12 protein-coding genes and 2 pseudogenes are annotated in these 15424 nt (G+C 62.9%); 6 read left to right on the top strand and 8 right to left on the bottom strand.

The features are described 5' to 3' along the window. Positions 1-3: 3 nt before the first annotated feature. Positions 4-1014 (bottom strand): anthranilate phosphoribosyltransferase, encoded by a 1011-nt coding sequence (gene trpD / locus MESS2_RS18330; RefSeq protein ID WP_008875895.1) that lies wholly within the window; start codon positions 1012-1014, stop codon positions 4-6. Beyond that, complete coding sequence (locus tag MESS2_RS18325; protein WP_008875894.1) at positions 1011-2903, bottom strand: SurA N-terminal domain-containing protein; 1893 nt, start codon at positions 2901-2903, stop codon at positions 1011-1013. The genes trpD and MESS2_RS18325 overlap by 4 nt, the downstream gene beginning before the upstream one ends. 144 nt (positions 2904-3047) lie before the next feature. On the opposite strand from MESS2_RS18325, the gene tpiA reads away from it, so the two are divergent. From tpiA to MESS2_RS18300, 5 genes are all read left to right on the top strand, one after another. Then, entirely contained in the window at positions 3048-3815 is a 768-nt protein-coding gene (gene tpiA, locus MESS2_RS18320; RefSeq protein WP_008875893.1) for a triose-phosphate isomerase, read from the top strand. A gap of 176 nt (positions 3816-3991) precedes the next feature. Further along, positions 3992-4465: a preprotein translocase subunit SecG gene (secG, locus tag MESS2_RS18315; protein ID WP_008875892.1), complete on the top strand. Its 474-nt coding sequence runs from the start codon at positions 3992-3994 to the stop codon at positions 4463-4465. A 215-nt stretch (positions 4466-4680) separates the two neighbouring features. Beyond that, the gene (locus MESS2_RS18310; RefSeq protein ID WP_040593494.1) at positions 4681-5820 is read left to right on the top strand and encodes a L,D-transpeptidase; all 1140 of its coding nucleotides are present in this window, start codon (positions 4681-4683) and stop codon (positions 5818-5820) included. Positions 5821-5957: 137 nt separating this feature from the next. Then, complete coding sequence (locus MESS2_RS18305) at positions 5958-7595, top strand: CTP synthase (protein WP_083918587.1); 1638 nt, start codon at positions 5958-5960, stop codon at positions 7593-7595. Between the two features lie 12 nt (positions 7596-7607). Beyond that, a complete protein-coding gene (locus MESS2_RS18300; protein WP_008875889.1) occupies positions 7608-8147 on the top strand; it encodes a DUF1697 domain-containing protein in 540 nt (179 codons plus the stop codon). A 33-nt stretch (positions 8148-8180) separates the two neighbouring features. Here MESS2_RS18300 and MESS2_RS32395 read toward each other — a convergent pair. From MESS2_RS32395 to MESS2_RS18280, 5 genes and pseudogenes are all read right to left on the bottom strand, one after another. After that, positions 8181-8332 (bottom strand): annotated as a pseudogene (locus MESS2_RS32395) (nitrate reductase); the annotation flags it as partial. A gap of 5 nt (positions 8333-8337) precedes the next feature. Then, positions 8338-9099, bottom strand: a complete 762-nt coding sequence (otsB, locus tag MESS2_RS18295) for a trehalose-phosphatase (RefSeq protein ID WP_008875887.1) — start codon at positions 9097-9099, stop codon at positions 8338-8340. Continuing rightward, positions 9096-10874 carry an alpha,alpha-trehalose-phosphate synthase (UDP-forming) gene (locus MESS2_RS18290; RefSeq protein WP_008875886.1) on the bottom strand — a complete coding sequence of 593 codons (1779 nt, stop codon included), beginning with the start codon at positions 10872-10874 and terminating at the stop codon, positions 9096-9098. The genes otsB and MESS2_RS18290 overlap by 4 nt, the downstream gene beginning before the upstream one ends. Positions 10875-11048: 174 nt before the next feature. Beyond that, a complete protein-coding gene (locus MESS2_RS18285; RefSeq protein WP_008875885.1) occupies positions 11049-13211 on the bottom strand; it encodes an amylo-alpha-1,6-glucosidase in 2163 nt (720 codons plus the stop codon). Between the two features lie 49 nt (positions 13212-13260). Then, a complete protein-coding gene (locus MESS2_RS18280; RefSeq protein WP_008875884.1) occupies positions 13261-14322 on the bottom strand; it encodes a glycosyltransferase family 4 protein in 1062 nt (353 codons plus the stop codon). A 223-nt stretch (positions 14323-14545) separates the two neighbouring features. Here MESS2_RS18280 and MESS2_RS18275 point away from each other — a divergent pair, with 223 nt between their 5' ends. Continuing rightward, positions 14546-14842, top strand: a complete 297-nt coding sequence (locus tag MESS2_RS18275; protein ID WP_008875883.1) for a DUF982 domain-containing protein — start codon at positions 14546-14548, stop codon at positions 14840-14842. Between the two features lie 303 nt (positions 14843-15145). On the opposite strand, the pseudogene MESS2_RS18270 reads toward MESS2_RS18275, so the two are convergent. Beyond that, positions 15146-15424, bottom strand: a pseudogene (locus MESS2_RS18270) (calcium-binding protein); the annotation flags it as partial.

Here is a 15424-nt window from a genome sequence, read left to right as displayed (position 1 = left end):
TCCCTATCCGTTCGAAATCGCGACCAGCCTGTCGAGCACCTTTAGCGCCCGGCCGCTGTCGATGGCTTGCGCAGCACTCGCCATGCCGTCGGCCAGCGTGGTTGCCTTGCCCGCCACCACCAGCCCGGCGCCGGCATTCATCAGCACCGTGTCGCGATAGGCGCCGGCAGCGCCTGCCAGCATGTCGCGCATGGCCTTGGCGTTGTAGGCGGCGTCGCCGCCGCGCAGCTCGTCCTTGGTGTGGCGCTTCAGCCCGACGGCTTCCGGGGTCAGCGTAAAGCTGCGGATCTCGCCGCCGACCAGCTCGGCCACTTGGGTCTCGCCGGTGGTGGTGATCTCGTCATAGCCGTCGCCATGGGCGACCCAGGCATGGTCGGCGCCCAGTGCTTTCAATGTCTCGGCCACCGGCATGATCCATTCCGGCAGGAACACGCCGACCATCTGCCTGCTGACGCCGGCCGGGTTGGACAGCGGGCCAAGCAGGTTGAAGATGGTGCGCGTGCCGAGTTCGACCCGGATCGGGCCGACATGCTTCATGGCAGGATGATGCGCCGGCGCGAACATGAAGCCGACGCCGGCCTCATGGATGCAGCGGCCGATCGTTTCCGGCGGGATGTCGATCTTGACGCCGAGAGCGATCAGCACGTCGGCGGCCCCGGTCTGCGAGGACAGGCCGCGATTGCCGTGCTTGGCCACCGGGACGCCGCTGGCGGCGATGACGAAGGCGGATGCAGTCGAAATGTTGACCGAATGCGAGTTGTCGCCGCCGGTGCCGACGATGTCGATGGCGCCGGCGGGCGCATCGACGCGCAGCATCTTGGCGCGCATCGTGGCGACGGCGCCGGAAATCTCGCTCACCGTTTCGCCGCGCACGCGCAGCGCCATCAGGAAGCCGCCGATCTGGCCGGGCGTAGCGTCGCCCGACATGATGATGTCGAAAGCCTCGAGCGCTTCCTCAAAGGAAAGCGCGGTTCCCGTGGCGATCTTGGCAATATGGGTCTTCAGCGCGCTCATCTGGTCAGGGCTTGGGCAACGGCGGTCTGGTCGATGCGAACGTCGTATTGCGTCTGCAACTGCGCCACCAGCTGGTCGAGCAGGTCGTCGGACATGCCTGACGTGAAGGATTTCTGCACATCGTCCGGCAAGGAGCTGGCATCGGCGCCGGCAGGCTCGAAGACCTCGGCGACCTTGTACAGGATCTGTCCGTCACCGGTAGGCGAGGGGATCAGGCCGGTCCCGCTTTCGCCGACGCCGAACATGGCAGCCGCCCCTTCCTTGCCGAAATCGACGTCGTCGGCCTCGCGCTTGACGCCGCGCTTGGTCTGCTTCTCAAGCTTGAGCTCGCCGGCGATCACATCGAGCGTGGCGCCGGCCTTGAGACGCTTTTCGAGTTCGCCCGCCTTTGCGGTGAGCCGCTTGGTCGTTTCCGCCGCCGTCCAGTCGGCCACCACCTTCTGGCGGACTTCATCCAGCGTACGGTCGCGGGCCGGCGTGATGTCGTCCACCTCGTAGAACACGAAGCCGTTGTCGGCCGTGGTGATGGCGTCGTTTTCGGTGCCCGGCTCGGCGCTGAAGACGCCCTTGATGAGCTCAGGGGATTCCGGCAGGTCCTTGACGATGGTGGCGTCCGGCGTCTGGCCGGTGCGATCGATCGCGTCGATGGTGACGAGCTTGAGCTTCAGTTTGGCGGCCGCTTCCGCAAGCGTGCTACCCGAGGCGCGGGTGTCGTCGTAACTGTCACGTACATCCAGCAGGATACGGCTTGCCTCGCCCAGCGCCAGATCCTTGCGGATCTCGGCGGACACCTCGGCCAGCGGCTTTACCACTTCGGGTTTGATATCGGTGACGCGCAGCAGCACCGGACCGAAGGCGCCTTGCACGACCGGGCTGACTTCATTGACGTTGAGCGCGAACGCCGCATCCGCCACTGCCTTGTCCGCGATCTTGTCCCGGGCCAGCGTACCAAGCAGCGTATCGGCCGGCGCCTTGCCCTCGGCGGCGACGATTTTGTCGAAGGTTGCGCCGGTCTGGAGCGAATCGAGCGCGGCCTTGGCGGCTTCAGGCGTCTTGAAGACGAGCTGTTCGATGGTGCGCAGTTCCTGCGTGGTGTAACGCGCCTTGTTCTTGTTGTAATCGTCGCTGACCTGTTGGTCGCTCACGGCGCTCAAATCCATGATGTCTTGCGGTTCGAGCCGGACGTAGGAGAATTTGCGGTATTCCGGCGCCGCATAGGTCTTCTTGTTTTCCTCGAAATAGGCCGAAAGTGCTGTGTCGGACGGCGCTTCGATCGGCCCGACCAACGATTTCGACAGGGTCACGTAGTCGATGGTGCGGTCTTCGCCGCGATAGAGCGCGACCGCCTTGAAGAAGGCGTCCGGGGCTTTGAGACCGTCGGACACCGCCTCGACGATCTGCTGGCGCACCGCCACCTGGGCGCGGTTCCTGAGATAGTCTTCAGGCCGCATGCCGGCCTGTTGCAGCATATAGTCGAAAGTCCGCCTGTCGAACTTGCCCCCAGGCCCCTTGAACGCCGGGTCATCGCGCGCGAGTTCGGCCAGCCGGTCCTTGGAGAGGCCGAGCCCGAGCTTGCGGGCCTGCTCGTCGAGGACGGCGCCCGAAACGAGCTGCGCCAGCACCTGGTTGTCGATGCCGAGCGCCGTCGCCTGCTCGCGGGTGATGCGCTGGCCGAATTGCTGCGACATCAGGCTGATCTGACGATCATAGGCGAGGCGATACTCGTTGATCGACACTTTCGTGCCTCCGGCCGTGATCACGGCGTCCTTGCCTCCGAGACCGCCCATAAGCCGTCCGGAGATGCCCCAGACGAGGAAACTCAACACCAGCAAAGACAGCAACAGTTTCGCGACCCAGGTTCCCGCCGCGCTTCTCAACGTACCAAGCATGTTTACTTCCGATTTTTGCGCATTTTCGCATGCGCCGTTCCTGAAACAAGCGCAATAGCGTCCTTCCGGCCCACTGTCGATTGCTTTGTGGCCTGATTTTGGTAGTGAGGGCTTGGGCTGAATGTCGCCCGGAGAAGCAAAACAATGACGCCAGGAATCCGCCCGCTTGTCGCCGGCAACTGGAAAATGAACGGCACCAGCGCCTCGCTCAACGAGCTCAGGATGATCGGCAACGGCTTCATGAGCGGGCTCGATGCGGAGACCGAAGCGCTGGTCTGCGTTCCGGCGACTCTGCTTGCGCATGCCGCGGAGATTTTGTCGCGCACGCCGGTCAGGGCCGGGGGTGAGGATTGCCACACCAAGGAAAGCGGCGCCTACACCGGCTGTATTTCGGCCGAGATGCTGAAGGATGCCGGCGCCAGCCACGTCATTGTCGGTCATTCCGAATGCCGTGAGCAAAGCGGCGAGGACGACGCGACAGTTCAGGCCAAGGCGTCGGCGGCATGGCGCGCCGGGCTGGTGGCCGTCGTCTGCATCGGCGAGACGAGGGCCGAACGCGAAGCCGGTAACACGCTCGACGTGCTGTCGCGCCAGATCGCCGGCTCGGTGCCGCCGGACGCCACGGCGTCGAACACCATCATCGCCTACGAGCCGGTATGGGCGATCGGCACCGGACTGACGCCCACTGCCGCCGATGTCGCCGAAGCGCATGCGCATATCCGCGAAAAACTGTCGGAAAAGCTTGGCAGTGCCGCGGCGAAGATGCGCATCCTCTATGGCGGCTCGGTCAAGCCGTCCAACGCGGTCGAACTGCTCGGCGTCAGGAATGTCGATGGCGCGCTGGTCGGCGGCGCCAGTTTGAAGGCGGCGGACTTTCTCGGCATCGCCGAAGCCTATCGGAATATCTCGTAATATCCGGCCTATCATTGACTTCCTGCGGGCCGCGCGGCGGCTGAAATCGTTGCAAAGGGCGCATTGCTACCCATATTCCGGCCACGGGCTTGGAAATGCCGTCAAAGCATTGTATTGAGCCGCCTCCAAATCACCGGCCGTATCCGCGGCCGCGCAGGGCTTTGCCAGGATAAACTATGGAAACCGTACTGATCGTCGTCCACCTCATGGTCGTGCTCGCTCTTGTCGGCGTGGTGCTCTTGCAGCGCTCCGAAGGCGGCGGCCTCGGCATCGGCGGCGGATCCGGCTTCATGACCGCGCGCGGCGCCGCCAACGCGCTGACGCGGGCGACGGCGATCCTGGCGGCGGCTTTCTTCGCCACCTCGCTGACGTTGTCGATCGTCGCCCGTTACGGCGAGAAGCCGATCGACATTCTAGACCGCGTGCCGGCAACGGATGGCGCGGGCAAGGGCGTGCTCGATCAGTTGCCCGGCACCACGGCGCCAACGCCGCCCTCCGGCACCACGGCACCGGCACCGCCCTCCGGCAATGACGCCGCGGCGACGCCCCCGGCAACCGCTCCGGCTTCGCCGCCCGCGGCGGGTTCGACCACACCGCCGGCAACGAACGGCGTCACCTTGCCGGTCACACCGCAGGTCCCAAATCAATAACAATTGGTAAACGTCCGGCGCCGCGATCTGTTGTTGTTTGAACACAGTCGCGGCAAATGCCGCACGATCACGAAGATTCGACCGGGCGCGGCACGACGGCGCGCTTGAGGCGACTCCGGCTAATCGATTATAGATTGCGCGCGGCACTTTCGGCGTCCTTGGGGGACGCCGGGCGACGCCGTGGGCAACAAGCATTGAACGATCGGATCTTCGCCATGCAGCTTCGCAGCTTCATTTTAGCCGGCCTTTGTGCCGTGCTCGGCCTGAGTGCACCCGCTTACGCGGCCATGCCGGCGGGCAGTTCGGCTCCCAAAGCCGCAGTAACAACCGATGTGATCAACGCCGCGGCAAAAAGCGACGCGGCGCAACTGAGACTTCTCAAGAAGAAGAAAAATCCGACCTCTGACGACCTTGCCCAGATCGGCAAGATCGAAGCCAAGATCGCGGCCGACAGGGACGCCGCCAAGGCCAAGGCGCTCGAGGCCAGAAAGCTGGCGATGCGCGCCGCGGCCAAAGCCAAGGCGGATGCGGACCGGCAGGCGTTCCTCGCCAAGAAGAATCTGGGCAAGAAGGAGCAGCCCGCCGCCGAGGCCAGGGTGGCTGACGCCAAGCCGGCCAAGAAGAAGACCGTCAAGCTCATCGAGCCGGTTCAGCCGATCGCGCCGATCCAGTCGGCGGAACCACTTCCGGCCGAGGCCATGAATGTCGCGCTGACCGGCAATAACGGCGAATTGCGCAGCGAGGCGGTCGGGCAGAAACCGCGGAGCATCGGGCTCTTCGCCGGCCTGTTCGGCGGCACGTCCTCGTCATCGTCGATGTCGCTGCTTCCCGAGACGCGCGCGCTCGACGCCGCACTCGAAACGAAGGAAGCCAAGCGGCAGTTCAAGGTCAAGCCGGAATTCGTGCCTCAGGAGGTCGAGTTCTCCGGCTACGATCCGGGCACCATCGTCATCGACACCAGCGCACGCCGCCTCTATCTCGTCGAATCCTCTTCGACTGCCCGCCGCTACGCGATCGCTGTCGGCCGTGAAGGCCTGCAGTTCAAGGGCACGGTTGCCGTCGGCGACAAGCAGGAGTGGCCGCGCTGGATTCCGACGCTGGACATGCAGAAGCGCGAACCCCGGCTCTACGGCAAGTACAAGGATGGCATGCCCGGCGGCGGCGAAAATCCGCTCGGCGCGCGCGCCATCTATCTCTATGACGGCAAGAAGGACACCTACCTGCGCATTCACGGCACCATCGCGCCGCAGTCGATCGGAACCAGCGCCTCCAACGGCTGCTACCGCATGGTCAACGAGCACGTCATGGACCTTTACCGCCGGGTGAAAATAGGCACCAAGGTCGTCATCATCTGACGTTCTGACCGATACTGCCGAAAGGGCCGGCCTCGCCGGCCCTTTTGTTTTGCTCATCCATCACCAGAGCGCCTTCTTGGGAAAAAGCCTTCGCGGCGGTTTTTTCTCTGGCGGAATCAATTCGGCCGCGTTAAGCGATGACTCCCATGGCGCGATATGTATTCATCACAGGCGGCGTGGTTTCCTCACTCGGAAAAGGCATCGCCGCAGCGGCCCTTGGGGCTCTCTTGCAGGCGCGAGGCTATCGCGCGCGCATCAAGAAGCTCGATCCCTATCTCAATGTTGACCCCGGCACGATGTCGCCATACCAGCACGGCGAGGTCTTCGTGACCGACGATGGCGCCGAGACCGATCTCGACCTTGGCCACTATGAGCGCTTCACCGGGCGCTCGGCCAACCAGCAGGACAACATCACCACCGGCCGCATCTACAAGAACATCATCGAGCGCGAGCGGCGCGGCGACTATCTCGGCGCCACCGTGCAGGTCATTCCGCACGTCACCGACGAGATCAAGCATTTCGTCCTCGACGGCAATGACGACTATGACTTCGTGCTCTGCGAGATCGGCGGCACCGTCGGTGACATCGAGGCAATGCCGTTCCTGGAGGCGATCCGTCAGCTCGGCAACGACCTGCCACGCAACAACGCCGTCTATGTGCATCTGACGCTGATGCCCTACATTCCGACAGCGGGCGAACTAAAGACCAAGCCTACCCAGCATTCGGTCAAGGAACTGCGCGGCATCGGCATTGCGCCCGACATCCTTCTGGTCCGCGCCGACCGTCCCATCCCGAAGGAAGAGCGCCGCAAACTCTCGCTGTTCTGTAACGTGCGCGAGAGCGCGGTCATCCAGGCGCTCGACGTGCCGCATATCTACGATGTGCCGATTGCCTATCACAATGAAGGGCTGGATTCGGAAGTGCTGGCTGCGTTCGGCATCGATCCGGCGCCGAAGCCGCGCATGGAGCCGTGGCAGGCGGTGTCCAGCCGCATCCACAACCCGGAAGGCGAAGTGACCATCGCCGTCGTCGGCAAGTACACCGGCCTCAAGGATGCCTATAAATCGCTGATCGAGGCGCTGTCGCATGGTGGTTTGGCCAACCGCGTCAAGGTCAGGCTCGACTGGATCGAAAGCGAGATCTTCGAGAAGGAAGATCCGGCGCCCTGGCTGGAAAAGGTGCATGGCATCCTTGTGCCCGGTGGCTTCGGCGAACGCGGCTCGGAAGGCAAGATCCTGGCGGCCAAGTTCGCCCGCGAGCGAAAGGTGCCGTATTTCGGCATCTGCTTCGGCATGCAGATGGCCTGCATCGAGGCCGCGCGTTCCCTGGCCGGCGTCGAGCACGCTTCGTCGACGGAGTTCGGTCCCACCAATGAGCCGGTCGTCGGCCTGATGACCGAATGGCTGAAGGGCAACATGCTGGAGAAGCGCAAGGAAACCGGCGATCTCGGCGGAACCATGCGGCTCGGGGCCTATCAAGCCGAGCTTGCCAAGGGTTCGAAGATCGCCGACATCTATGGCGACACGCAGATTTCCGAGCGCCACCGCCATCGCTACGAGGTCAATGTCGATTACAAGGAGCGGCTCGAGGATTGCGGCCTGGTGTTTGCCGGCATGTCGCCGGACGGCGTGCTGCCGGAAACGGTCGAATATCCGGACCATCCCTGGTTCATCGGCGTGCAGTATCATCCCGAGCTGAAAAGCCGGCCGCTCGATCCGCATCCGCTGTTCGCCAGCTTCATCGGGGCGGCGGTGGAGCAGAGCCGCCTGGTCTAGCGTCGGGCGCTCATGCGAACCTATGTTGCGCTGCTCTACAGCATCCTCCTGAGCGAGGGGCGACGGGTCGTCATGGCCGATTTAAAAGCGATGGCGGAAGGTCTGAGGCTGAAGAACCCGCGCACGCTGGTGGCGACCGGCAATCTGGTATTCGAAGCGAAAGAGACAGAAATTGCAGCGCTGGAAGGCCGGCTGGAGACGGCGTTCGAGAAAACCTTCGACCGCCATGTCGATATCATCGTGCGGAGCGCGGACGACTGGCTGAGGCTTGCGGCCGGCAATCCGTTTCCGGCCGAATCGGCCGCCGCCGCCGACCAGGTGGCGGTGCGTGTGATGCGGGCGCCTGTTTCCCCCGACGCGGTCGCTGCGCTGCAGGCCTATATCGGCAGGAATGAAAAACTGCAGGCGGTCGGCGGCGATCTCTGGATCGTCTTTTCACGCGAAACGCCGAGCTCGCGGCTGCTTGCGGCGGTGAGCCACAAACGTCTCGGTATCGGCACCTCGCGCAACTGGAACACGGTGCGCAAACTGGCCGAGATGGTCGCCAAATAAATGGGGCGGTGCCGCGCCGCCCAATTATTCTTCTCAGGCCTTCGCCATCCTGGCTCCGGCGCCCAGCACCATCGTGCGCAGTACGCAATAGATAGCGCCGGCGATGGCCACGCCGAAGAACCAGCCATAGATGCCCATCAGGACAGCAGCCAGTTGGTGAAGTTCGGCAGGATCAAGGAGAAGATCGCGGTCAAGACACGCGCGAGACCTCGAAATTGGTCTCAAGCCAAGCTATTGTCTCGGCAACATTCTCAAGTGCGTAGGTTGCAGCCGTCGGTCCGCGCGGCTTGACGCGGACGGAGATGCCCCTGGCTTCGTTTATCGCCTCGAAGCCGTTTTCGTCGGACGTGTCGTCCCCGAGAAATACGGGCCGCCGGCCGGCAAAGGGCGGAATTGCCATGAAACGCCGGATGGCGCCGCCTTTGACCGCTTCCAGCGGCATGAGTTCAACGCCGGCATTTCCCGGAATCACCCGGTAGCCCTGCGGAAGCTGGGCCAATGCCCGTTCGACAAGATCGGTTGCACGGGCAAGCAGATGCGGTGCCGCACGGGTATGGATGGCGAGGATCGGGCCCTTGCGCTCGATGTAAACCTGGCCGTCATCCAGTTCGGCTTCGATCGCATCGGCAAGGGCGGCGATGTCGGCCGGAGTGTCCGCGACGCCAACCGGGCCGTCGGGCGTCAGCCGGTGCTCCAATCCGTACAGTCCGGCGGCGCGCAGCTTCAGGGGCTGAAACAGCCTGTCCACGGCCAAGACCGAACGTCCGGTGATGAAGGCGAGGGCGCCGCCCAGCCTCTGCTCGATATTGCCGAGAAGCCCACGCAGTTCCTCACTGACGAAAACGGCGTTGGGATGGGATGCGTGTTCGAGCAAGGTGCCGTCGATATCGAGGAAGAGCGCCCATTGCCCTTCCGGCAGATCCAGCGCCGGCGGCTTCCGAACGCCGCTCACGATGCAGCCTTCCGCATCCGCTCGAACATGGAGATGACGTTGTTGGCGTTTGAGGGCGATCGCTCGCCGGTACCCGTCACCCGGTCGAGGTCGCCGCGTTTGCGCAGCCGCGCCGCGTCGAGAAGCATGCTGCCGGCCCAGCGATAGACATTGTTGTTGCGGACCATCTCGCGCATGGGCCGCATGCGCTCGCGCTGCTCGTCCGGCGACATGATCAGCGCCTGCTGCAACGCCTCGCTCATCATGGCCGCATCGTAGGGATTGACGATCAGCGCCTCCAGAAGTTCGCGTGAAGCGCCAGCGAAGGTGCTGAGCAGAAGCACGCCCTGTTCGTCGTCGCGCGCCGCGACGAATTCCTTGGCGACCAGATTCATGCCGTCATGCAGGCTGGTGACCATGCCGATATCGGCGGCGCGGTAGATTTCGTAGACCTGCTCCTGCGAATGATGTTCGGCAACCATGATGACCGGCTTGTAGCCCTCGCTGCCGAAGCGCTGGTTGAGTTCTTCCGCGTAGCGATGGCATTCATCGTGCAGTTGCCTGTAGGCCGGGAGCGTACCGCGGCTGGGTGCTGCTATTTGCAGGAAGACCAGTTTTCCGATCCATTCGGGATGCCGCGTGAACAATTCATCCAGTGCATGGAAGCGGTCGAGGATGCCCTTTGTGTAGTCGAGACGCTCGACGCCGACACAGAGTTTGACATCCGCCGGCAGTTCGAACCTGTCGCGGACACGGCCACGGCATTGGTCGACATCGGGCAGTTTCGCCAGGAGTTCGGCCGGCCATTCGATGGAGATGGGATAGGCGTGAACCAGTGTCGTCTGCCCGCCATAGGAAATGGCCGCATCCGCTCGTTCTATCCGGCTTTCGAGGAAGCGGTCGACGCTTTCGGTGAAATTGTTGGCATGGAACTGGGTGTGGAAGCCGATGATCGAACTGCCGAGCAGCCCCTCCAGGATCCGCTCACGCCATGGGCAGATGCTGTAAACTTCGGAGTTGGGCCATGGGATATGCCAGAAGGTGATGACGATCGCCTCGGGCAGGCGCTCGCGGATCATGCGCGGCAAGAGCGCGAAATGGTAATCCTGAACCAGCACGATCGGTCGCTCGTTGCGCGCTTCGGCGACCACGGTATCGGCGAACTTCCTGTTGACGGCCTCATAGGCCTCCCAGTCAGAGGCGCGAAAGACCGGCCGGGTGAAGGCGATATGGCAAAGCGGCCACAAGCCTTCATTGGCGAAACCCAGATAATAACCCTGGTGTTCCTCCTCCGTTAGCCAGACCCTGCGCAGCGCGTAGGAAGGATTGCCCGGCGGCACCTGCACGCGGTCGTTTTCGTCGACCATGAGACGGTCGGCAGTGCCGCCGCCATAGGCGATCCAGGTGCCGGAGCACGCGCGCGTGATCGGCTCGAGCGCTGAAACCAGCCCGCTGGCAGGCACCAGGAGTTCGACGCCATTGCCCTTGATATTGTGGATATAGGGTTCGCGGTTGGACACAACGATAACCTGTGCGTCCGGCAGATCGTCGGCCAGGATCTTGCGCAAGGTATCGGGCGACCACGTGACCAATGCGGCATCGACGGACTGCCCGTTTTTCTCGAACTCGCGCAGCACTTTGCGCGCTGCTTCCGAAGCCACGTCCTCGCCGGGACTGTATGCAATGGCCGTTGTCTGGTGGCGCCGACGGGATATCGAAAATACGACCGCTATGGCGGAAAGGCCGAAGCTTGCGAGGATGAGAACCCAGAGCACCTCTGTACCGTAGTCTGTCATTGGAAAGCCGCTTGCCCTCCGGTCGGTTGATGACCGTTTTTCTTTTTGGTTTTTCGAATTCGCAGCCGGCCCCTGGCGACACGCCGCCATACCGGCATGATTTTGCAACGCACAAACGGGCCATCGGTTCCGACGATTTGAACACTGACTGCGCAATTTGGAAAAAGACTTGAGCTAGGTTCGGACAATCAGCGGAACCAGGCCTTCGTGCCGGTCGGCGAGGAAGGCTACGACCCGATCGCCGACACGCTGGAATGTCAGATCGACCGTCGTGGCGCCAACGCCCAGGTGCCTCAGGGTGAGCGTGTCGATACCAATCGGCAACCTGGGGCGGGTGACGCGGATTTCGCCGTCCCAGCCGTCGATTTCCAGACCGAGGCAGGCCTGCATCAGCATGAAGGCGGAGCCGGCCGACCACGCCTGCGGCAGGCAGGCGACGGGATAGGCGATCGGTGCTTCGCCCGGTGCACGGGTGAAACCGCAGAAGAGTTCTGGCAGTCGCATGTTGAAATGCACCGCCGATTCGAAAGTGCCGCTCATCAGCCGAACCACGCTTTCGCGCTTGCCATAACGCGCCAGGCCGGCGCCACAAATGGCGGTATCATGCGGCCAGATCGAACCGTTGTGGTAGGACATCGGATTGAAAAGCACGGCGTCGTCGGCAAGCGTCCTCACCCCCCAGCCCGAGTGGAAGGATGCCGACAAGAGCTGATCGGCAACCATTTGTGCCCGCGCCGGCTCGGGAAGGCCGACATAAAGAAGATGCCCGGTATTCGAGGTCCGCACCTTGCAGGGCTCGCCGGCCCCGTCGATCGCCAAGGCATAGAACTCGAGATCATCGAGCCAGAAATGGCGTTCCACGGCAGCGCGCATGGCCTCGGCACGGCCGTCCCAGTGATCGGCCTTCTCATCCTCGCCACGGCGACGGGCAAGTGCCGCCAGCCCCCGGAACGCGGCAAAGACATAGCCTTGCACCTCCACCAGGGCGATCGGTCCCTTGGGGATGCGGCCATCGGCATGGAAGACGGAATCGAAACTGTCTTTCCAGCCCTGATTGGCCAGACCGGACTCGGCGGCGCGCTGATAGGTCAGGAACCCGGTCGCCCGGCTCGCCTCTTCCGTCCAATCGGCGGCGGCGCAGAGCGACGGCCACAGGCTTTCGATGAATGCCATGTCGCCGGTGCGGTCCGCATAGGTGCAGGCCAGGTGAATATAGAGAGGGGTGGTGTCGACGCCGCCATAATAGCGGCCGAAGGGAAGCTCGCGCAACGCCGCCATTTCGCCCTTGCGGGTCTCATGCATGATCTTGCCGGGCTGGGAATCGCTGAAGGGCGATGTCTCGGTCGCCTGGTGTTGGGCAAGGAAGGCCAGAACGCCCCGCGCCAGGCCGGGGTTCAGCCAGAGCATCTGCAGCGCGGAGATAACGCCATCGCGGCCAAAGGCCGTCGAGAACCAGGGTATGCCCGCATAGGGATAGGGTCCGGTCACAAGCTCGGTGGTCAGCAGCGCCACATCGGCGCGGGCGCGTTCGACCCAATCATTGAAGACACGGCCTGAACTGTGCACCGTGGCGCCATGGCGGCGCTTGGCTCGCATGCCGAAGCGGGCCCGGGCGGCGGCGGCGCGGAAACGATCGCGGTCCGGCGCCGCCGCCGCCTCCGGACCGACTTCGATATAGAGCACCTTGCTGCTGCGCTTGGTCACGGCAATGAGAAAATCCGCACGGTCGGCGGACAGATGGTCAGGCGCCTGCGAGAACGATATCGCCGAAATCCGTGCCAGCCCGTCCAGCCCGTCATAGCGAAGCAGAACGGAGGTTGCATCGATCTCGGCCGCATGGGCCATGCCGCGCTTCAGCCTCGTCGAGCCGCGCACTTCGAACATGTCGCGAAAGTCGGCGGCAAAATGCAGCGACACGCGGATGGCCGAATGTTCCTGGCTGTAGTTGGAAAGCGTGATGCGCTCGAACAGCCGGTCCTGCCAGATCAACCTGACGCGTTCGATATGGATCGCACCCTGCGGAATGTCACGGCCACCGACGCTCTGCATCGGCAGGTTGGTCAGGTTGGAGGTGAAGAGCACATTGTCCTGGCTGAGCGACGCGCCGAGCAGCGACGTCTGCCGGCCGCCTACCGTCAGCCGGAATTCGGAAAGCACCCTCGTGTCGTCACGGAAGAAACCGTCGCCGGCGCCGCGGATATCGCCATAGGCGTCGGCGACGGCGAAACAATCGCCCTGCTTGAGGGCGAACAGCCGGTGCGGCTCGCGAGGCGCGGTCGCGTCCAGTGAGGCAAGGGCCACCGCGGGATCAAGCTTGCGCTCATCGAGCTGGTTCATTCGTCACGCTTCTCTCTCGTTTCGCTTCGCCCCCACGCTGGTCGCGATTTCATGAAGCTCGTGCTTCAGCCGGGGCTCCGGCAAGGTGCGCATAGGCGGCCACATAGTCGCGGGCCATTCTACCGGCGGAAAACCGATTTTCGAAGACGGTTCTCACCTTTCGTCGGTCGAGCCGCAGCAAGGCCGGCACCGACGCGACCGCGTCCTCTATCGAATCGACAATGAAGCCGGTCACGCCCTGGTCGACGATCTCCGGCATGGCGCCGCAATTCCAGACGATCACCGGCGTGCCGCAGGCCATCGCCTCGATGACGGCAAGGCCAAACGGCTCGGGCCAGTCGATTGGAAATACGAGGCCGGCCGCCTTGCCGAGGAACTCCGCCTTTTCGTCCTCCACGATCTCGCCGACATAGTCTATGCGGTCGCCGTCTATCAACGGCTCGACCACCTCATGGAAATAGGCGCGGTCGTCATCGCCGATCTTGGCGGCAAGCTTCAGTTTCAGCCCCGAGCGCAACGCGATCTCGATGGCGCGGTCCGGCCGCTTGTCGCGCGACATCCGGCCGAGGAAAGCAAGGTATGGTTCTCCTTGGTTCGTCTCGAATGCAGGTTCGTAGATACCGGTCGGCAGCCCGTGATGGATCGTCGCCAGCCAGTTGGCGTTGGCCAGCCCCGCCCTTTGGCTGCGGGAGATGGAGATCATCGGAAAGCGCGGGAAATGCTCATAGGCCGGTGCCAGATCGACATAGTCCAGCCTGCCATGCGGCGTCGTTATGGTCCGCTCCGGCATATGCTCGAAGAACGAGAAATGCAGGAAATGGCTGAGATGGAAGTGAATGATATCAAAGTCTTGAGAACGCTTCCTCACCTCAGCGAGCATTGTCAGATGCGCGGCGGTCTCGGATTTTAACGGACGCGGGTCAAGACGCAGCGCACGCTCGCGACAAGCCACCAGTTTCGCCGATGTCGTTGTGTCACCGCTGGCGAACAAGGTGACGTCGTGGCCAAGCTCGACCAAACCTTCGGTCAGATAGGAGACGATGCGCTCGGTTCCCCCATAGAGCAGGGGCGGCACGGATTCATGCAGCGGCGCCACATGGGCTATTCTCATTTTTGGCATTTCCCTCAAGATCATCGCTGAGGTCGAAATGCATCAGTTGCCCGAACGTTCCCCGCCACGGCAAAAAGCCGCGCAGCGGCGCGGCCTTTCGAACACCTGTCCGCTCATCGGGCACACTTTTTTTGAGAGCCAGGCTTTTTGTGTGGAACCAAATGCCTGGCCATGAATTTAGTAGGGTTCGATCGAAAACAGCGCGATCGACGGGGAGGAAACAATGAATCGCTTGCAATTCCTTTCGCCAGTGCGAATTACGCACGGGCAGGGGCAACCTGTGGAAGAAATCGATAGCGTTAGCGAGGCAATGGTTTTTTTGCGGAAATGGCCAACAGGGCGGCGCGGGCCGGTGTATCAATGCGCGTTGAACTGCTGTGCGGCCGCTCTTGCGGGCCAGATGTCGGCCGAGGAAGCCAGGAAGGCTTTTACCGGCTTTGCCAGGATCACCCGGTTGCTGGACGACGATGTAGCGATGCCGATGGAAACCGTCGATCGCTTATACGCGCTGAGGCGATAGACGCCGGCTCATGTCGAAATGGCCAAGAATGATTTTGGGAACGGCCGGTGCCATAGCCGTCGCTCTCGTTTGGGGAATTGTCGCCACCTTGATGGGAGCTCCATCCATTTTGATACGATAGGAGCTGTCGCCATCGGTGCGGGCGTCTATAGCTATCTCAATCAAAACTCGAACTGAGCCAATTTTCCGTTGGCACCCGCGGGTGCCAACGGTTATCCACTGTCGCCAGAAGAGACACGCGTCCAATTCAGTTTGTCTGCCTGTCCCTATCTGGCGATTGGGGCGATGTCGTTCCCCGCTTTTTCAAGTCACAAAGAATGAGTTTGCCGTAAGCGAGAGACCCGGGGAAAGAGTGGCGAACTGTATCTGAGCCGCGCCGCCGATGCCGTCGCTGTCGAAAGAGAGCGCCCCGGTTGAACTGTTGTAGATGATATGGTCGGTGCTGTCGTGCGCGGCCGCACCCTCAGAGAAAGCGGCGGATGTGAGCGCGCCCGCGCCCAGACCGGCAAAAATGGCATTGTCGAGCTGGATCTTGTCCTGGGACGCGTTGAAGTCGGTAATCGTGTCGACATTGCCGTTGCC

The organism is Mesorhizobium metallidurans STM 2683, from assembly GCF_000350085.1.
Lineage (GTDB): Bacteria > Pseudomonadota > Alphaproteobacteria > Rhizobiales > Rhizobiaceae > Mesorhizobium > Mesorhizobium metallidurans.
The sequence above is the reverse complement of the archived record's forward strand: the minus strand, read 5'-3'. Positions and strand labels throughout refer to the sequence as shown.